General features: G+C 72.2%; 18 protein-coding genes. 8 read left to right on the forward strand and 10 right to left on the reverse strand.

Annotated elements, in window-relative coordinates; all coding sequences use genetic code 11:
- Positions 1-2: 2 nt before the first annotated feature.
- The gene (locus HD597_RS57135) at positions 3-1145 is read right to left on the reverse strand and encodes a sensor histidine kinase (protein WP_253756988.1); all 1143 of its coding nucleotides are present in this window, start codon (positions 1143-1145) and stop codon (positions 3-5) included.
- A gap of 137 nt (positions 1146-1282) precedes the next feature.
- Here HD597_RS57135 and HD597_RS57140 point away from each other — a divergent pair, with 137 nt between their 5' ends.
- Complete coding sequence (locus HD597_RS57140; RefSeq protein WP_253756990.1) at positions 1283-1477, forward strand: hypothetical protein; 195 nt, start codon at positions 1283-1285, stop codon at positions 1475-1477.
- Positions 1478-1714: 237 nt separating this feature from the next.
- Positions 1715-2854 carry a cystathionine gamma-synthase gene (locus tag HD597_RS57145; RefSeq protein ID WP_253756992.1) on the forward strand — a complete coding sequence of 380 codons (1140 nt, stop codon included), beginning with the start codon at positions 1715-1717 and terminating at the stop codon, positions 2852-2854.
- Between the two features lie 7 nt (positions 2855-2861).
- Here HD597_RS57145 and HD597_RS57150 read toward each other — a convergent pair whose 3' ends face one another.
- Together HD597_RS57150 and HD597_RS65485 are read right to left on the reverse strand one after the other, a co-directional pair.
- Positions 2862-3296 (reverse strand): DUF2269 family protein, encoded by a 435-nt coding sequence (locus tag HD597_RS57150; protein WP_253756994.1) that lies wholly within the window; start codon positions 3294-3296, stop codon positions 2862-2864.
- Positions 3297-3306: 10 nt separating this feature from the next.
- Positions 3307-3432 (reverse strand): hypothetical protein, encoded by a 126-nt coding sequence (locus HD597_RS65485; protein ID WP_276083283.1) that lies wholly within the window; start codon positions 3430-3432, stop codon positions 3307-3309.
- A gap of 139 nt (positions 3433-3571) precedes the next feature.
- On the opposite strand from HD597_RS65485, the gene HD597_RS57155 reads away from it, so the two are divergent.
- Positions 3572-3985, forward strand: a complete 414-nt coding sequence (locus tag HD597_RS57155; protein WP_253756998.1) for a DUF6292 family protein — start codon at positions 3572-3574, stop codon at positions 3983-3985.
- Between the two features lie 32 nt (positions 3986-4017).
- Here the strand turns inward: HD597_RS57155 and HD597_RS57160 are convergent, their stop codons facing one another.
- Positions 4018-5313, reverse strand: a complete 1296-nt coding sequence (locus tag HD597_RS57160) for an aspartate aminotransferase family protein (RefSeq protein ID WP_253757001.1) — start codon at positions 5311-5313, stop codon at positions 4018-4020.
- A 125-nt stretch (positions 5314-5438) separates the two neighbouring features.
- On the opposite strand from HD597_RS57160, the gene HD597_RS57165 reads away from it, so the two are divergent.
- The 3 genes from HD597_RS57165 (at position 5439) to HD597_RS57175 (ending at position 8495) form a co-directional block, all read left to right on the forward strand.
- Positions 5439-6269, forward strand: coding sequence for a helix-turn-helix transcriptional regulator (locus HD597_RS57165; protein ID WP_308210910.1), 831 nt, complete (start codon positions 5439-5441; stop codon positions 6267-6269).
- A 44-nt stretch (positions 6270-6313) separates the two neighbouring features.
- Positions 6314-7276 (forward strand): quinone oxidoreductase family protein, encoded by a 963-nt coding sequence (locus tag HD597_RS57170; RefSeq protein ID WP_253757006.1) that lies wholly within the window; start codon positions 6314-6316, stop codon positions 7274-7276.
- An 82-nt stretch (positions 7277-7358) separates the two neighbouring features.
- Positions 7359-8495, forward strand: coding sequence for a serine hydrolase domain-containing protein (locus HD597_RS57175; RefSeq protein WP_253757008.1), 1137 nt, complete (start codon positions 7359-7361; stop codon positions 8493-8495).
- A 5-nt stretch (positions 8496-8500) separates the two neighbouring features.
- Here the strand turns inward: HD597_RS57175 and HD597_RS57180 are convergent, their stop codons facing one another.
- From HD597_RS57180 to HD597_RS57190, 3 genes are read right to left on the reverse strand one after another with little or no spacing between them, the layout of a single operon-like run.
- Complete coding sequence (locus HD597_RS57180; protein ID WP_253757010.1) at positions 8501-9352, reverse strand: GNAT family N-acetyltransferase; 852 nt, start codon at positions 9350-9352, stop codon at positions 8501-8503.
- 41 nt (positions 9353-9393) lie between these two features.
- The gene (locus HD597_RS57185; protein ID WP_253757013.1) at positions 9394-10053 is read right to left on the reverse strand and encodes a response regulator; all 660 of its coding nucleotides are present in this window, start codon (positions 10051-10053) and stop codon (positions 9394-9396) included.
- Positions 10050-11183 (reverse strand): sensor histidine kinase, encoded by a 1134-nt coding sequence (locus HD597_RS57190; protein ID WP_253757016.1) that lies wholly within the window; start codon positions 11181-11183, stop codon positions 10050-10052. The genes HD597_RS57185 and HD597_RS57190 overlap by 4 nt, the downstream gene beginning before the upstream one ends.
- Positions 11184-11285: 102 nt before the next feature.
- On the opposite strand from HD597_RS57190, the gene HD597_RS57195 reads away from it, so the two are divergent.
- Complete coding sequence (locus HD597_RS57195; RefSeq protein WP_253757018.1) at positions 11286-11990, forward strand: hypothetical protein; 705 nt, start codon at positions 11286-11288, stop codon at positions 11988-11990.
- Here the strand turns inward: HD597_RS57195 and HD597_RS57200 are convergent.
- The 3 genes from HD597_RS57200 to HD597_RS57210 all read right to left on the reverse strand — a co-directional run bounded on the left by HD597_RS57200 (position 11956) and on the right by HD597_RS57210 (position 16189).
- Positions 11956-13965 carry a vWA domain-containing protein gene (locus tag HD597_RS57200; protein ID WP_253757020.1) on the reverse strand — a complete coding sequence of 670 codons (2010 nt, stop codon included), beginning with the start codon at positions 13963-13965 and terminating at the stop codon, positions 11956-11958. The two genes, HD597_RS57195 and HD597_RS57200, sit on opposite strands and share 35 nt — an antisense overlap.
- A gap of 42 nt (positions 13966-14007) precedes the next feature.
- Entirely contained in the window at positions 14008-14736 is a 729-nt protein-coding gene (locus HD597_RS57205) for a hypothetical protein (RefSeq protein WP_253757022.1), read from the reverse strand.
- Between the two features lie 61 nt (positions 14737-14797).
- Positions 14798-16189: a sigma 54-interacting transcriptional regulator gene (locus HD597_RS57210; protein ID WP_253757024.1), complete on the reverse strand. Its 1392-nt coding sequence runs from the start codon at positions 16187-16189 to the stop codon at positions 14798-14800.
- Between the two features lie 171 nt (positions 16190-16360).
- Here HD597_RS57210 and HD597_RS57215 point away from each other — a divergent pair, with 171 nt between their 5' ends.
- Positions 16361-17536, forward strand: coding sequence for an FIST signal transduction protein (locus HD597_RS57215; RefSeq protein ID WP_253759911.1), 1176 nt, complete (start codon positions 16361-16363; stop codon positions 17534-17536).
- Positions 17537-17652 lie beyond the last annotated feature (116 nt).

A 17652-nucleotide genomic window follows, 5' to 3' on the forward strand; every position in this document is an offset into this window, starting at 1 on the left:
CGTCAAGGGGCGGGGAACTCGGCCACGACTTCCCACGAGCCCTGCTGGGACGGGCCGGCGTAGAGCCGGCCGCCCAGCGCCTCCACCCGCTCGGCCATCCCGACCAGCCCGAACCCGCCGCCCAGCCGTGACACCCGCGGGTCGGAGCCGGATCCGAAGTTGCGCACCCGCAACACCACGACCCGCTCGTGGCGGCGCAGGTCCGCCTCCACCCAGGCCGTGCGGGCGGCGTGCTTGCGGATGTTCGTCAGCGCCTCCTGCAGCACCCGGTGCAGGGTGGTCATGACCTCGGGCGGCAGCGTGCGGTCGTCGAGGCCGGCGCCGATCTCGAACGCCACCTTGGGCCCGTCGGCCGAGAAGCGGTCGGCCAGCATCCGCAGGTCGGCCAGCGAGCTGCCCGGCGTGCGGTCCGCGCCGTCCTCCGTGCGCAGCACCGCGACCATGCGGCGCATCGAGGTCAGCGCGTCCGAGCCCGCGGTGGCGATCGCGTCCAGGGCGGGCGCCACCGCCTCCGGCCTGCTCTCGGCGACCGTGCGGGCGGCCTGGGCCTGCACGACGATGCCGGTGATGTGGTGGGCGACCAGGTCGTGCAGCTCCCTGGCCAGCTCCAGGCGCTCGGCGCGCCGTACCGAGTGCACGGCCTCCCTGCGGCGCTCCTGCTGGAAACGCAGGTAGGCGCCGATGCCGGCGGCCGTCGACCAGCTCGCGAACAGCAGGAACGCGAACGCCAGCCCCGAGCTCTGGTAGTCGCGCCCGCTGGCCTCGCTCATCAGCACGATCAGCCCCGCGCACGCCAGCACGGCCGCCCGGCGGATCGGCTCGACGTGCCGCAGCACCCCGATGATCAGGATGAGCAGCGAGCCCGTCTCCGCCATGCCCGGCGCGGAGTCGAAGCCGGACCAGCCGGCCAGCAGCGAGGTGCCGAACGACAGGGCCGCCATGAGGGCGAACCCCTCGACCCGGTACCTGCGGCGCAGCACCACGGCCGCGATGCCCGACACGCTGCAGGCCAGCACCAGCCACTGGACGCCGCCGACCACGCCGGCCAGCACGAGGTCGAGGAGCAGCAGCATGCCGAGCCAGCCGTACATGGCGATCTCGCTCAGCCGGCGTAGCCAGTACACGATGCGCTTCGAATCCCCCACGGCGTCGAGCCTAAGCCGGAAGTCGGACATCTCGTATCAACCGTTCGGCCGAGAGGGGCCGGCGGAGACCAGCCCTTCAGCGGAGGCGCCGGGCGGGGGGTGTCAACGATGCTGGAGGTGTCGGAAGGGGAGAAGACATGGTTGCCATCGGGTTCGCGTTGCTGGGTGTCGGGCTGGTCGTGGGCGTGCTGCTCGCGCTGGCCGACCCGGTGCTGCTCTCCCGCATCAACGGGGAGCGGGCGGAGGGCGGCAGCGGCCGGTTCGTCAAGGCGGACGTGATCCGGCTCCCGTCCAGGTCGGACGGGGACCGTCACGAGCCCAGGGCAGCCTGAGCAGGCCCGGCTCGCGCGGGCATGGTGCGCGAGCCCGCACGGGGGTCTCGTGGGGACGGGCTCCCGTGAGCGGCCCGCGATCCGGAGGGGACCGGATCGCGGGCCGTCCGCCTTTTCGGAGGGGCCGGATCGCGGGCCGTCCGCGCTTTCGGCGGAGCCGGATCGCGGGCCGTGCGCGTTTGCGGGTGGGCCGGATTGCGGGTCGTCCGCTCGGCGGCGGCCTGTAACGTGACCTGTATGAGCAACGGTTTTGAAACTCTGGCCATCCACGCAGGTCAGGAGCCTGACCCGCTGACCGGCGCGGTCGTGCCGCCGATCTACGCCACGTCCACCTACAAGCAGGACGGCGTGGGCGGCCTGCGTTCCGGATATGAGTACAGCCGCTCGGCCAACCCCACCAGGACCGCGCTCGAATCCGCGCTGGCCGCCGTGGAGGGCGGGGCGCGGGGGCTGGCGTTCGCGTCGGGGCTGGCCGCCGAGGACACGCTGCTGCGCACGGTGTGCAAGCCGCAGGACCACGTGATCATCCCGAACGACGCGTACGGCGGCACCTACCGGCTCTTCGCCAAGGTGCACGAGCGCTGGGACCTGCACTACGACCCCGTGCCGCTGCACGACCTCGACGCCGTGGCCGCGGCCATGACGCAGAAGACGAAGGTCGTCTGGGTCGAGACGCCCACCAACCCGCTGCTCGGCATCGCCGACATCGCGGCGCTGGCGCAGCTCGCCCACGACAACGGGTCACTGCTGGTCGTGGACAACACGTTCGCCTCGCCGTACCTGCAGCAGCCCCTCGCCCTGGGCGCCGACGTGGTCGTGCACTCGACCACCAAGTACGTCGGCGGGCACTCCGACGTGGTGGGCGGCGCGCTGGTCGCCGCCGACGCCGGGCTGGGGGAGGAGCTGACCTACCACCAGAACGCGATGGGGGCGGTGGCCGGGCCGTTCGACGCGTGGCTGACGCTGCGGGGGCTCAAGACGCTCGGCGTCCGCATGGACCGCCACTGCGACAACGCCGAACGCGTCGTCGACCTGCTGCTCGCCCACCCGCGCGTCACCGACGTGCTCTACCCCGGGCTGCCCGAGCACCCCGGGCACGAGGTGGCGGCCAAGCAGATGCGCAGGTTCGGCGGCATGGTGTCGTTCCGCGTCGCCGGGGGCGAGGCGGAGGCGGTCGCGGTGTGCGACAGGACCGAGTTGTTCACGCTCGGCGAGTCGCTCGGCGGGGTCGAGTCGCTCATCGAGCACCCGGGCAGGATGACGCACGCCTCGGCGGCGGGCTCTCCGCTGGAGGTGCCCGCCGACCTGGTGCGGCTCTCCGTCGGCATCGAGACCGTCGACGACCTGCTCGCCGACCTCACCCGGGCACTGGGCTGAGCCCTGCCTACTCCGGAACGACCATCAGGAACAGGATCACCAGCCAGATCACGGACAGCAGCCCGCTGATCGCGGCGATCCGCCCGTTCTGCACCTTGGCGTCGTCGTCGTCGGCGCTCTCGCTCGAGAGCGCCTGCACGGCGGTGCGCAGATCCCGGTCGATGATCACGAGCATGACGGCGGCCACGATGAACAACGTCATCGACGCCGTCATGTACCACCGCCCGAGCAGCCCGTCGCCGAGCACGATGCCGAGCACCAGCCCGAACACGAACACACCCAGGCTCCCGAGGCTGTAGATCCTCGTGATGCGCTGGATGAACTGCAGCGCGGGCACGTTCTTGGTGCGGATGGCGCGCGGCGCGGACATCGTCGCGGCGGTCACCGGCCCGATCGTGAAGATCGCGAAGCCGATGTGCAGCCAGAGAAGCAGGGACGGCATGGCAGAGAGACTAGTCCCCGGCGATCTCGCCGGGGGACTCGACACTCTCTTTGCCGTCCGCAGAACAGCGCATGCACAGCTCCGTGGTCGCCACCGCGACGACCATCAGCACCAAGAGGAGAACCGTGGCAATCATGGGAACCCCTCCTTCCCCGAGTCGGACGTAAATATCGTCCGTAATGACTAGACGGACGTGCAACGGAATAAGTTCGTCGCGGGTATCGTTGCGTACCGCCGTTTTTTCCTTACCGTTTGGGCACAAGGAGGTGCCGACCGTGGCCGTCAGGCACGTCGAGCCGTACACCGACGAGTGGCTTCAGCAGCCGGTCAGCTATGTCCAGCAGGTCGTCGACCTGCTCGGGGCTGAAGTCGCGGACTGGTGGGAAGGCCCGTGCGATCCCAGGGACGCCACGGTGAGGCTCACCGACGACACGGCGCTGGTGTGGGACGAGGAGAGCGGCTGGCGCCTGGGCGCCTTCGTCTCCGGCGACCGCGGCCGGCACACGGAGCTGTCCGGCATCCGCTACCTGGGGCACGGCCTGCTGCCCCGGCCCGAACGGGTTCCCCCGGCTCTGCGGGACGCGCGGGCCGGTGTGGGGGCCAGCTCGGCGTGGCGGCCCTGCTATCGCTCCCACCGCAACTGCCGTGACGGCTTCGACGTCGCCCTCGACTTCTACGCCCTCGCCTGAACCTGTCTCGCGCGCCCCGTGCAGCGCCCTGGTCAAGCCACCACGGACTTGAGTGACGCCTCCAGGATGTCCACGCCGGCGTGCAGCTCGTCCTCGCTGATCGTCAGCGGCGGGGCGATCCGGAAGATGCCCCCCATCCCGGGCAACTGCACGATGTTCATGTGCAGCCCCCGTTCCAGGCAGGCCGAGGTGACCGCCTGCCCCAGCGCATCCGCGGGCGCCTTGCTCTGCTTGTCCCTCACCAGCTCAAGCCCCTGCAGCAGCCCCCGCCCGCGCACGTCACCCACGACCTCGTACCCCTCGCGCAACGCCAGCAGGCGGGCGGTGAGCTGGTCGCCCAGGCGGGCGGCGCGGGCGACGAGGCCGTCGCGGTGGATGACGTCGAGGACCGTCAGCGCGACGGCGGCGGCCAGCGGGTCGGAGACGTGCGTGGTGTAGAAGAGGAAGCCGCGCTCGTGGCAGGTCTGCTCGATCCCGGCGGAGGTGACGACGGCCGCCACGGGCAGGCCGGCGCCGAGGGTCTTCGACAGTGTGAGGATGTCCGGGGTGACGCCGTCGCGTTCGAAGGCGTACATCGTGCCGGTGCGGCCGAGGCCGGTCTGGGCCTCGTCGAGGACGAGCAGCATGCCGCGCTCGTCGCACAGCTCCTTGAGGCGGCGCAGGTAGCCGGGCGGGAGGTCGATGATGCCGCCGGACGACAGGATGGGCTCGACGAGGCAGGCGGCCAGGCTGCCGGCGGACTGCTGGTCGACCAGGGCGAAGCCGTAGGCGAGCTCGCTCTCCCAGTCGTGCGACCCGTCGGGGGAGCGGAACGGCGAGCGGTAGGCGTTGGGGGCGGGCAGCGCGAGGTTGCCCGGGGTCGGCGGGCCGTAGCCGCGGCGGCCGGCCGAGAAGGTGGCGGAGGCGGCTCCCTGGGTCATGCCGTGCCAGGAGCGGTCGAAGGAGACGATCTCCCAGCGGCCGGTGGCGAGCTTGGCCATCTTGATCGCGGCCTCGTTCGCCTCGGCGCCCGTGGTGAGCAGCAGCATCTTGCTCAGCTCGTCGGGCAGGGTGGCGGTGAGGCCGCGGGCGAGCTCCAGCACCGGGGCACTGAGCATGCCGCTGTAGAGGTGGGCCAGCGAGCCCGCCGCGGACGAGACGGTGGCGACGATGTCGGGGTGCGCGTGGCCGAGGATGGCGCTCATCTGACCGGAGGTGAAGTCGAGGATCGAGGTGCCCTGGTCGTCGAAGACGTGGGCGCCGGAGGCGCGCTGGATGAGGCGCGGGGTGAAGCCGCCGCCGTAGCGGATGAGGAGCCGGTCCGCCTCGTCCAAGAACGTCCTGTCCATCGCGATCCTCTCTGGCCTCGCCCGAGTGGCCGGGCCGAATGTCATCTTCGATCGATGGCGACAGTCGTCACAAGGGGCGCGGCGCAGGCGGTGCTTGAGGCTGATTGTCGCTTATGGTGTGTTTCGTGACTGCGAGTCAACGCCGCCGTGACCAGCTCAAGGAGTTCCTGCGCGCCAGGCGCGAAGCGCTCACGCCCGCCGACGTCGGCATGCCCGCCGGAGGCCGCCGCCGTACTCCCGGGCTGAGGCGGGAGGAGGTGGCGGTGCTCGCCGGGGTCGGGGTGTCCTGGTACACCTGGCTGGAGCAGGGGCGCGACATCAAGGTCTCCGACGCCGTGCTCGACGCGGTGGCCCGCGCGCTGCTGCTGGACGAGGCGGAGCGCACCCACCTGTACGTGCTGGCCGGGCTGAACCCGCCGGACCCCGCCGGGCAGCCGGGCGCGCCGGTGAACGACCAGCTCAGGGCCGTGCTGGAGGGGTGGATGCCCAACCCGGCGCACGTGCTCGACCGGCACTACGACCTGGTGGCCATGAACGACGCCTCCAGGCGGGTGTTCGGCTACGACGACGACGTACGCAACTGCATGGTGGCGTTCTTCACCCATCCCATCTACCGGGGCCGGTTCACCGCGTGGCACGAGTTCGCGCCGGACATGGTGGCCGACTTCCGCGCCGGAGCGGCCCGGTATCCGGACGATCCGGTCTTCGGGGAGATCGCCGAGAAGTTGCGCGCGGTCAGTCCGGAGTTCGCCGGGTTGTGGGCGCGGTCCGAGGTGAGCTCCCGCTCGCAGGGGGTCAAGGCGATCACGCATCCCGAGGCCGGGGATCTCGTCTTCGCGTACTCGCTGTTCCGGCTGCCGGACCGGGCGGATCTGAACGTGGTGCTGCACACGCCCGATCCCGACACCGACACGAAGGAGAAGGTGGAGAGCCTGGTGGCCGTACACCCAGGATGAGCTGACACTGCCTGACCCCGCGCCGTCCCAGCACGATGGACGGCATGAAGGCCATCACGATTCCCCGGTTCGGTGACGCCGACGTTCTCAGGCTCGACGAGGTCGAGATCCCCGAGCCGGGCCCTGGGCAGGTCGCCATCGACGTGGCGTACGCGGGCGCCAACTTCGCCGAGATCCTCTACCGGCAGGGGCTGGCGGACGTGCCGCTGCCGTTCGTGCCCGGGATCGAGGTGTCCGGACGCGTCCGGGCGCTCGGCCCCGGCGTCGAGGGGCTGCGGGTGGGGCAGCCGGTCGCCGCGCTGACGATCGTGGACAGCGGCGGCTACGCCGAGGTGGTGGTGACCTCCGCCGAGCTGGTGGCCCCGCTGGACGGTTACGCGCTGGAGCTGGGGGTCGCGGCGGCGCTGCCGTCCAACAGCACGACGGCGTTCCTGGTGCTCGACCGGGTGGCGCGCATCGAGCCGGGGGAGAGCGTGCTGGTGCACGCGGCGGCCGGCGGCGTGGGCAGCCAGCTCGGGCAGGCCGCCCGGCTGCTGGGGGCGGGCCGCGTGGTGGGCGCCGTGGGCAGCCCGGCCAAGGTCGAGGCCGCCAGGGCGTTCGGGTACGACGAGGTCGTGCTGCGGGAGGAGGCGGCGGAGGCGGGGCGGTTCGACGTCGTGGTGGACATGGTGGGCGGCGCGGCCCGCCGCGGCAGCCTGGACCTGCTCGCGCCGATGGGGCGGATGGTCGTGATGGGCAACGCCTCCGGCGCGCGGGACGTCGGGATCCCGGCCAACGAGCTGTGGCTGACCAACAAGACCGTCTCCGGGTTCAACCTGGCCGCGTTCTCCGCCGCCTTCCCCGAGACCGCCGGGCAGGCGCTGCGGCGGGTCGTGGCCGGGGCCGCGAGCGGGGAGCTGCGGGTGCGGGTCGAGTCGCTGCGGCTGGAGCAGGCCGCGCAGGCGCACCGCCGCATCGAGTCCGGCCGCACCACCGGCAAGCTGGTGCTCGAAGTGGAACGGCACTGAGCGGCCCCAGGTTCGCCCGAGGCGATGAGTTCCGGTGGCGGCGGCGGTCTGATCACCGACGACTCATGAGGGGAGCACGACGATGGCGGACCTGCGCGGTCTTCTGCAGGGGTATGTCGACGACGGATCGTTGCCGGGAGCGGTGGGGCTGGTGGCCCGGGGTGACCAGGTCGAGGTGGCGGTCGCCGGCTCGATGGCCGTCGGCGGCGCTCCGATGGCGGCCGACTCGATCTTCCGGTTCGCCTCGATCAGCAAACCCATCGCCGCCGCGGCCGTCATGATGCTCGTGGAGGACGGGCGGCTGGCCCTCGACGAGCCGATCCGCACGTGGCTGCCGGAGCTCGCCGAGCCCGTCGTCGTGCGCACGCCGGCCGCCGGGATCGACGACGTGGTCCCCGCCGCGCGCCCGATCACCGTGTACGACCTGCTCACCTCCACCGCCGGCTACGGCTTCCCGTCGGACTTCTCGCTGCCGGCGGTCCAGCGGTTGTTCGAGGTGCAGCGGGACGGGCGCGAGGTGCGCGGCTTCCCACCGGCGGACGTGTGGGTGGCGGAGCTCGCCCAGGTGCCGATGTTGTACCAGCCGGGGGAGGCGTACCTGTACGACACCTGCTCCACGCTCCAGGGCGTGCTGATCTCGCGGGTCACCGGCCGGGCGCTGCCCGATCTCCTGGCCGAGCGGGTGTTCGAGCCGCTGGGCATGGTGGACACGGCCTTCGAGGTGCCGGCGGCCAAGCGCGACCGCTTCACCAGCTACTACCGAACCGGGCCCGAACTGGCTGACGGGCCGGACGGGCAGTGGAGCACACCGCCTGCCTTCCCCCTGGCCAGTGCCGGGCTCGTGGGCACCGCCCACGACTGGCTCGCCTTCGGCCGCATGCTGCTCGCCGGAGGCGTCACGGACGGCGGGCGGCGGCTCCTGTCGGCGGAGTCGGTGCGATCGATGACCAGCGATCACACCACCGCCGCCCAGCGCGGGGTCGGCGAGCTCTTCCTGGAAGGCCAGGGATGGGGCTTCGGCGGCTCGGTGGACATCACGGCCACCGAGCCCTGGCACGTGCCCGGCCGGTACGGGTGGGTCGGTGGCACGGGCACGACGGCGCACGTCATCCCGTCCACCGGGACGGTGAGCATCCTCCTCACCCAGGTGGGCATGGACAGCCCGGTGCCGGTCGCGTGGATGCGCGACTTCTGGCGGTACGCGGCCGAGGCGCGCTGACCGCCCTACCAGCGCTCCACGAGGTGCTCGCGGCCGGCCGGCGGGTCGTACGGCTCGGGCCAGAAGTCGGTGACCCGGCTGATCAGGCCCTCGCCGGAGAATTCGAACCACACGCAGGCCTCCTGCCGCTCGTCGCCGACGCGGGCGTCGAGCCAGGCGGCGGCGTGGCGGCCGTCCGCGACGACCCTCCTGACCGCCAGGTGCCAGTCGCCGGGGTAGTCGGTGTTGAACCGGAGGAAGGGCTGCTTGCCGCGGATGCGCTCCCGGGTCTGCGGCATCTCGTAGACCACGTCCTCGGCGAGCAGGGCGGCGAACGCCTCCCAGTCGCGTCGCTCGGCGCTGTCGACGTAGGCGTGCGCGGTCCGCCGGCTCCTGGCGGTCTCGTCCGCGTGGCGGGCCCGCGGCGGGTGCAGCACCAGCAGGACGTGCTCGTCCTCGCCGTGCCGCACCGTCCCCGACCGCTCGAACCCGTGCCTCTCCAGCAGCCGCACCGACGCGGTGTTGCCGTGGAACGGATCGGCGTACAGGGGCCGGGCCTGCTCCTTGTCCAGGAAGAGCGCCATCGCGCGGGTGCCGATGCCGCGCCCCCAGAACGCCCGGCCGAACCAGTAGCCGATGAAGCGCCGATCCCCCTCCCACCAGGCCACCAGATTGCCCGCCAGCTCGCCTCCCACCATGACGGCCTGCACGAACACCGTCGGGTCGCCGAGGATGCGGGTCTTCCAGTGGTGCATGAACGCCTCCCGCTCCCGGGGCCGGAAGTGAGAGCGCCGCACGGCCTCCGGATCGTGCTCCTGCTCCAGCAGCACCTCCAGGTCGGCCTCGGTCACGTCCCTGAGCAGCACGGTGTCGTCCATGCCGGGCGAGTCTGCCACCCGGGACCGACAGTTTCCCGGGGTCAGGCGGTCGGCGGGTCTCCAGGGCGGATCAGGCCCGACTCGTACGCGTACCGGACCGCCTGCGCCCGGTCGCGGAGGGCGAGCTTGGCCAGCAGCCGGTTGAGGTGGGTGCTCACCGTCGCCTCCGCGATGGACAGCTCCGCGGCGATCTCCGAGTTGGACAGCCCGTACGCCACCAGCCGCAGCACCTGCTTCTCCCGAGCCGTCAACCCGGACGGTGACGGTTCCGGAGGCGGGGCGGCGCGGCGGTAGGCGTCGACGACACGTCCCGTCACGGCCGGGTCGATGAGCATGTCGCCGCGGGCGGCGCTGCGGATGGCGGCGAACAGGTGCTCCGGCGGCGCGCCCTTGAGGAGGAAGCCGCTGACCCCGGCATGCAGGGAGACGTCGAGGTTCTCGTCCGTGTCGTACATCGTCAGCATGATCACGCGGGGCGGGCGGGGTGCGGACAGGATGCGGCGGGCGGCCTCCAGGCCGTTCGTGCGAGGCATGGCGATGTCGAGGAGGGCGACGTCCGGGTGGTGGCGTCCGGCGAGCTCGACCGCCTGCTCCCCGTCGGAGGCCTCGCAGAGCACGGAGAGGTCGGGCTGGGTCTCGATCATCAGGCGCAGCCCGGCCCGGATCATGGCCTGGTGGTCGGCGATGAGGATGCTGATCACAGGTGCAGCACCGCCTCGACGCGGAAGCCGCGCGGCGGGCACGGCTCCGCGGTGAGGGTGCCCTGGAAGAGCGCCGCGCGTTCCCGCATGCCGATCAGGCCGTGGCCGCCTCCCGCGGACGGGCCGCGCGCGTGCCCCTCGGCCGGGCCCTCGTCCGCGATCTGCAGCCGCAGCTCGCGCGGGCGGTAGGTGACGGTGACGGCCGCCCGCGTCGGGCCGGCGTGCTTGAGGGTGTTGGTCAGCGACTCCTGGACGATGCGGTACGCCGACAGGTCGAGGCCCGCCGACAGCGGCACCGGCTCGCCGTGGACCTCGTACTTCACCTCCAGGCCGGCCGAGCGGACCTGTTCGAACAGCTCGTCCAGCCGGTCGAGGCCCGGTTGCGGGGTCAGCCGGTCGAGCTCGGGCCCGCGCAGCAGGCCCACCATGCGCCGCAGCTCGATCAGCGCCTCGTGACCGGCCTGCTCGACCGTGGTGAGCGCCTCGCGCTCGCGCCGCTGGTCGTCGAGCAACATCAGCCGTACGGCGCCGCTCTGCATGGTCATCACGCTGACGCTGTGCGCGACGATGTCGTGCAGCTCGCGGGCGAGCCGGGCGCGCTCCTCGGCGACGGCCTCGCGGGCCAGCAGCTCCCCGCGCTCGGCGGCCTGCACGGCGAGCACCCGGTGCCGCCGCACGGCCAGCGCGGCCCCGGCCGCGATCGCGGTCATCACCAGGGCCACGGCGTAGTCGCCAGGACCGGCCTCCGGTGAGGAGGTGGCCATCATGGCGGCCACGTACGCCCCGGTCGCCGCCACGCCGACGCCGGCTTTCACGCTGCGCGCCGGCACCTCCGACAGCAGCGTGAAGAGCAGCACGAGCTGCGTGTAGAACTGCCAGGCCGCGGGCAGCTCGCGGCTGAGCGCGAACGCGGCGACGTTGGCGGCCGAGTACACGACCAGGACGCCGAACGGGGCGCGGCGACGGAACAGCACCCCGACGGCCGCCAGGATCCCGGCGGCCACCCAGAACGGCAGGCTCTCCCGCGCCGGGGCCATCGTCCGCCCGCTGAGCTCCTCCGCGAGCGCGAACAGGGCCACGACCGCCGCGACCAGCCAGTCGACGGGCGCGGGGAGACGGGAGCGGAGCATGAGCAGAGGGTAGCCTCCCCGGCGAAATCCACCTGGAGGGGGATGGCCGGTCAAAGCCCGCTTTGACGACCGGCCGGGGTCCGGCCCCGTACGGTCCCGCGCATGCTCACCGACGCGAACACCTTCCGCCGCCTCGCGGCCGGCGCCTGCCTCGTCCTGGCGCCGCTCTGCCTGCTGCTCGGCATGGTCACCGACCCCACGGACCCGGGCCCCTACGATCCCCTCGCCTACGCCAGGAACCCCGCGGCCGTCGGCGTCAGCGCCACGCTCCTGCACTACGCCTGGGTGCTGTTCGTGCCCGGCGTGATCGGGCTGGTCCACCTGGTCCGCCGCAAGGGCGTGGTGCTGGCGAACCTCGCCGGCGCGCTCACGGTCCTCGGCCTGATCAACTTCTCGTCGCTGATGATCTCGGACTTCTTCGACATCGTGCTGTTCCAGCGACTGCCGGCGGAGCAGGCGCACAAGATCATGGAGGAGGCCGCCCAGCCGGCGATGATCGCCGCCTGGCAGCTGCCCGGGATGATCGGCTCCTTCCTGGGCCTGGTGCTGGTCGCGGTGGCCTACGCCCGCTCGGGCCGGGCCGGCTGGTGGTTCCCCGTGGGCGTGCTCGGCGGGATCGCCGTCTGGATCTACGGCGCGAGCTCCTGGAACGAGCTCCTCGGGTTCGGCGGCCCGGTCGTCCTGCTGCTGGTCTTCGGGTTCGTCGGGGTGTCCATCATCCGGATGCCGGACGCGGAGTGGTCGGGCGCGCCGGCCGTCGGGGCGCCCGGTCTCACCGGGCCCGGCGCAGGCGCAGGAAGTCGCTGACGACGTACTCGCCGAGCCGTTCCGCGCTCGGCGAGAAGACCCGGCCGCCGTTCCTGCGGGCCACCTCGTCCACGAACTCCTTGAGCCGGTCGTCCGCCGCCAGCATGAAGACGTTGATCGTCGCCCGCCGCCGGGTCATCTTGTCCACCTCGGCCAGCGTCAGCTCCAGCGTCTCGTGCGACGGCGGCCACTCGAACGCCGACTGGCCGTTGCGCATGAGGTGCGCCGTCGGCTCGCCGTCGGTGACCACCAGCACCACCGGCTCGAAGTCGGGGTGACGGTCGAGGTGTCGGCCGGCGATGAGCAGGGCGTGGTGCAGGTTCGTGCCCTGGACCATGTCCCAGTCGAGGCCCGCCAGCTCGTCCGGCTGCAGCACCCTGGCGTAGTTGGAGAAGCCGATGATCTGCACGGCGTCCTGCGGGAACTTGGAGGCCACCAGCGCCTGCAGGGCCAGCGCCGTCTGCTTGGCCGCGGCCCAGGTGCCGCGCAGGGCCATCGAGTACGACAGGTCCACCAGCAGGCAGACGGCCGCGGCGCTGCGGCGCTCGGTCTCGGCCACCTCGAAGTCGTCGACCGACAGCCGCACCCCGACGCGGGCGGAGGCCCCGTCGCCGCCGCCGGGGGAGCCGAGGGTGACGCCTCGGGGGGAGCCGAGGGTGACGCCGCCGCTGCGCACCCCGTTCACCAGCGTGCGCACGACGTCGATCGGCTGCTCGTCCCCGAACCGCCACGGCCGCGAGGAACCGGTCAGCTCGCCGGCCGAGCCCGCGTCGTGCTGGTCGTGGTCGCCGCGGCGGCCCGCGTCGAGCGAGGAGAAGACCCGGCGCAGCGCGGTCTCGCCCAGGCGGCGCACGGCCTTCGGGGTGAGCTCCAGCTTGCCGCGGCGGCGCAGCAGGTAGCCCTGCTCCTCCAGCTCGCGCTCGATGCGCTTGAGCGCCTCCAGGTCGTCCACCGCGGAGCGGCCGAGCGCGCGGCGTACGGCGGACTCGTCGATGTCGTCGAGCCGCGCGCCCGGGTAGTCCTGGCGCAGGGCGGTCTCGAGCTGGGTGAGGTCGGCCAGCTCCTCCAGCGCCGTCACGGCGTCGCCCATGGCCAGGGGCTCCTCGCCGGTGAGGCGTTCGGGGGCGTTCCAGGCCAGGTCGGGGCGGCGGGAGTAGAGGGCCTCGCCGAGGCGGCGCATCTGGTCGGACAGGCCCGCCTGGTCGAGGGTCTGGTTGATGAGGTTGCTCAGCTCCTCGCGCTGGCGCGGGGTCATCGAGGCCAGCATGCGCTGCGTGGCGGCGGCGCGGCGGGCCAGGATGTCGACGAGCTCGTCCAGGTTGCGGGGCTTCTCGGGGAACAGGTCCCCATATTTCGCCATGAAGTCGTCGAAGTCGGACTGGGTGTGCTCGCCCCGGGCGTCCTTGTCGAGCATGTCGTTCAGATCCGACATCATCTGCCGGACCCGTTCCATCGCCTGCGGGTCGGGGTTGGCCAGCGCGTCGCGCAGGCCCTTGAACTGGCTGTCCAGCACCTCCCTGCGCAGCAGGTCCCGCAGCTCCTCGAAGGTCCGGCGGGCCGCGTTCGAGCGCCAGTCGTACGTGCTCAGCTCCTGGATCGCGCTGGCCGTGTCCTCGGGCAGCGCGTCGAGCCCGGCCTCCCGCAGCCGCGCGTCGTCCGACGGGTCGGGGAACAGCTCGGCCCTCTCCTGCCCGATCGCCTTGTCCAGCAGGGCCCTGGCCCGCTCCAGCGTGCCGTCGAGCCGCCCGCGGTCGCGCAGGTCACGGCGGCGCCTGCGGACCTCCCTGAGCATGTCGTCGAGCCCGCGTCGGTCCTGCGAGCCGGGCAGGCCGCGCTTGAGCAGGTCGCGCAGGGCGTGGACCGGCGTCGAGCCCGACAGGATGGCGTCGCCCATCTCGTCGAGCGCCGCCCGTACGTCGTACGGAGGGGCCAGGGGGTCGGGGCCGTCGTGGTACTCGCCATAGCGAAAGGCCATCACAAACCCACGCTAACCCGAGAAATCTCCCGGCGGGTCGTTTCAGGCGTCGCCGAAGACCTCCCACACCTCGTTCAGGGAGTCCACGCCCGGCGTGTAGTCCACCTTCACCAGCACCGGGTACCGGTTGGCCCTGAGCGCCTTGGTGAGGTCCGTCCACGTGCACTGCTTCCTGCCCAGGCCGTCCAGGTCGGCGTTGACCGGCCTGCCGGTCAGCCAGCCGTCGCCGCACTTCGCGGTGGTCCGGTAGAAGGCCGTCGAGTACGTGTAGCCCAGCTTGATCGTCCTGCCGCCGGTGGCGAACAGGACGGTGGTGTCGTTGACGCGCTTGATCGTGCCGCGCGCCGTGCGCGGGGTGCCCCAGTCGCCGACCAGGATCTCGTTGACCCTGGTGGCCCTGCCGCCGGTGTACTCGACGCGTACGGACACCGGCCCGCGCCCGAGCTGCTCCGCCAGGTGGCCGGGCTTGCACGCCGTCCGCCCCAGTCCCTTCGCGTCGACGGCCACCCGGCCCTCGGTCTCCTTCAGGTCGCACGCGACCGTGACCCGCCCGTACGCCGCCCTGGTGTGGTCGAGCCGCAGCTCCTTGGCCTTGGGCAGGGACTTGAGGGTGTACGTCACCCGGCTGTCGCGGGCGGCGGACTTCGGCACGATCCGCAGGTGCCCCTTGCCGTCGGCCCAGGCGAAGCCGTACACGGCCGTGGCGGCCTCGGCGGGCGGGCTCAGGGTGACGGTGGCTGCGGCGGTGGCACAGGCGACGAGCAGGCGCATGGACGGTCTCCCCCGGCGAAGTGATCAGCTACCACTATGACGCGGGAGACCGCCGACATGTTCACGTGCGGTAAACGGAAACTCCGTCAAGGTCTTCCTTGGACAGCCGCCGCATGAGGTAAAGCCCCTCCAGGGTGAACTCCAGGGCCGCCGCCGCGTGCCCCGGCGACTCCTCGCCCGCGCCCATGCCCAGCCGCGACATGACCTTGGCCAGCCCGGCCACGGGGCCGATGCGGTGCAGCAGCTCCCCGGCCGACACCAGCTCGCCGGACTCCACCTGGTTGCCCTCGGCGAACTTGTCGGTCAGCGCCGACAGGTCCATGCCGCCCAACCGGCTCCTGAACGTCTCGGCCGTCGCCCGGCGCAGCAGGTGGGCCAGGATCTCGGTCTCCCTGCCCTCCTCGCTGACCTCGAACTCCACCTTGCCCCGCAGGCTGTGCACCACGCCGGCCAGGTCCACCACGCGCGTGACCGCCTGCTCCTCGCCGGCGATCGCCGACCGGCGCACGGCCGAGGCGGCCGCGGTCTCGGCCGCGGCGATGGCGAAGCGGGCCGAGACGCCGGAACGGGCGTCCACGGCGGTCGACTCGCGGACCAGCCGGGTGAAGCGGGCGATCACCTCGACCAGGTGCTCGGGGACGTCGGCCCCGATGTCCGGCATGGACTCCTGGCGGATGAGCGCGAGCTCGTGCTCGACGGTCAGGGGGTAGTGGGTGCGGATCTCGGCGCCGAACCGGTCCTTCAGCGGCGTGATAATCCGGCCGCGATTGGTGTAGTCCTCGGGGTTGGCGCTGGCGATGAGCAGGATGTCGAGAGGCAGCCGCAGGTTGTAGCCGCGTACCTGGATGTCGCGCTCCTCCAGGACGTTGAGCAGCGACACCTGGATGCGCTCGGCCAGGTCGGGCAGCTCGTTGACGGAGAAGACGCCCCGGTTGGTGCGCGGCACCAGGCCGTAGTGGACCGTCTCGGGGTCGCCCAGCGTGCGCCCCTCGGCGATCTTGATGGGGTCGACGTCGCCGATCAGGTCGCCCACGGAGGTGTCGGGCGTGGCGAGCTTCTCGCCGTAGCGCTCGTCCCGGTGCTTCCACTCGACAGGCAGCTCGTCGCCCAGCTCGCGTGCCAGCTTCTGGCAGCGCGTGCAGGCCGGCGCGTACGGGTGGTCGTTGATCTCGCAGCCCTCGACCACCGGCGTCCACTCGTCGAGCAGGCCGGTCACGGTGCGGATGAGCCGGGTCTTGCCCTGGCCGCGCTCACCGAGGAGGACCAGATCGTGCCCGGCGAGCAGGGCCCGCTCCAGATGCGGCAGGACGGTGTCGTCGAAGCCCACGATGCCGGGGAAGCGCGGCTCTCCCGCGCGCAGCCTGGCCAGCAGGTTTTCCCGGATCTCGGCCTTGACGGTGCGATGAACGTGGCCGCTCTCTCGCAACTCGCGGAGAATACGTGGCTGATGCACGGGATCGAGACTACGTCCCCTGCGGGGAATGTGGCAGAGACTTTCGCATCTGGCGGAGATTTCGGATCTTGACTATTGCGTGACGGTTCGTGGGCGTGCTTGTCCCTTTAGTGGGGAGAATCGGGCCTAGGGAACTTGGACATGTCGAGGGAGGCGAGATCCGTGGCCTTGATGACAAGCCGCTTCGCCGACGGCCTCGCCGTGGGTTCCGACCTGGTGGAGGCCGCGGAGCACGCCGTCGGTCAGGCACTGTCGAGGCTCAGCGGCCAAGCCGACTTGGTCTGCTTCTTCATCTGCGGCGACGATCCCGACGACGTCGCGCGGGCCGGTCAGGCCGCGATGAAGCTCGCGCCCGAGGCGCACGTGATCGGGTGCAGCGCCACAGGGGTGATCGGCGACGGGCAGGGGGTGGAGCTGACGCCTGCCGTGAGCGCGTGGGCGGCGACCCTGGAGGGGGCGCGGCTGACCACGTTCGCGCTGGAGACGCTGGCGGCCGAGGACCGGTTCGTGGTGGTCGGGCTGCCGGAGCGCGGCGGGGACGATCATGTGGCGATCCTGCTGGCCGACCCGTACAGCTTCCCGACCGACGCCTTCGTCGAGCGCTCGGTCGACGTGCTGGGCGACCTGCCGCTGATCGGCGGGCTGGCCAACGGGCTGCAGGGACGGGGATCCGTACGGTTGTTCGCCGACGGCGAGATCTACACCGAGGGCGCCATCGGCGTGCTGCTCAGCGGGCCGATCAAGGTCAGCACCGTGGTCAGCCAGGGCTGCCGGCCGATCGGGCCGAGCATGGTGGTCACCGCGTCCGAGGACAACCTGCTGCTGGAGCTGGCCGGCCAGCCGGCGCTGGCCCGGCTGGAGGACATCGTCAGCGAGCTGGACGAGGACGATCGCGAGCTGGTCGCGTCCGGGCTGCAGATCGGGCTGGCCATGGACGAGTACGCCGAACGCCACGAACGCGGAGACTTCCTCATCCGGGGGGTGATCGGCATCGACCCGGACCGCGAGGCCGTGGCGATCGGCGACATCGTGGAGGTCGGCAGGACCGTGCGCTTCCAGGTGCGTGACGCGGCCACCGCCGACGAGGACCTGTACGACCTGCTCGACGCCCACCGCGAGGAGCTCGGCAAGGTGGACGGGGCGCTGCTGTTCTCCTGCAACGGGCGGGGGTCGGCGATGTTCGGCACGGCCGACCACGATCCCGTCGCGCTGCGCGACACGCTGGGGCCCATCGGCGTGGCCGGTTTCTTCGCGGCCGGGGAGGTCGGGCCGGTGGCGGGGCACAACCACGTGCACGGGTTCACGGCGTCCGTCCTGGTGTTCTCGAGCGTTCCGGGCGGGTCGTGATCCCGGACGGCCGCCGGGAGCCGGCCTCGGTCCCGGACGGCCGCCGGGAGCCGGCCTCGGTCCCGTACGGCCGCCGGAAGCCGGCCTCGGTCCCGTACGGGGGCCGCGGCCCGGCC

This window comes from Nonomuraea thailandensis, from assembly GCF_024172165.1.
Classification (GTDB): domain Bacteria; phylum Actinomycetota; class Actinomycetes; order Streptosporangiales; family Streptosporangiaceae; genus Nonomuraea; species Nonomuraea thailandensis.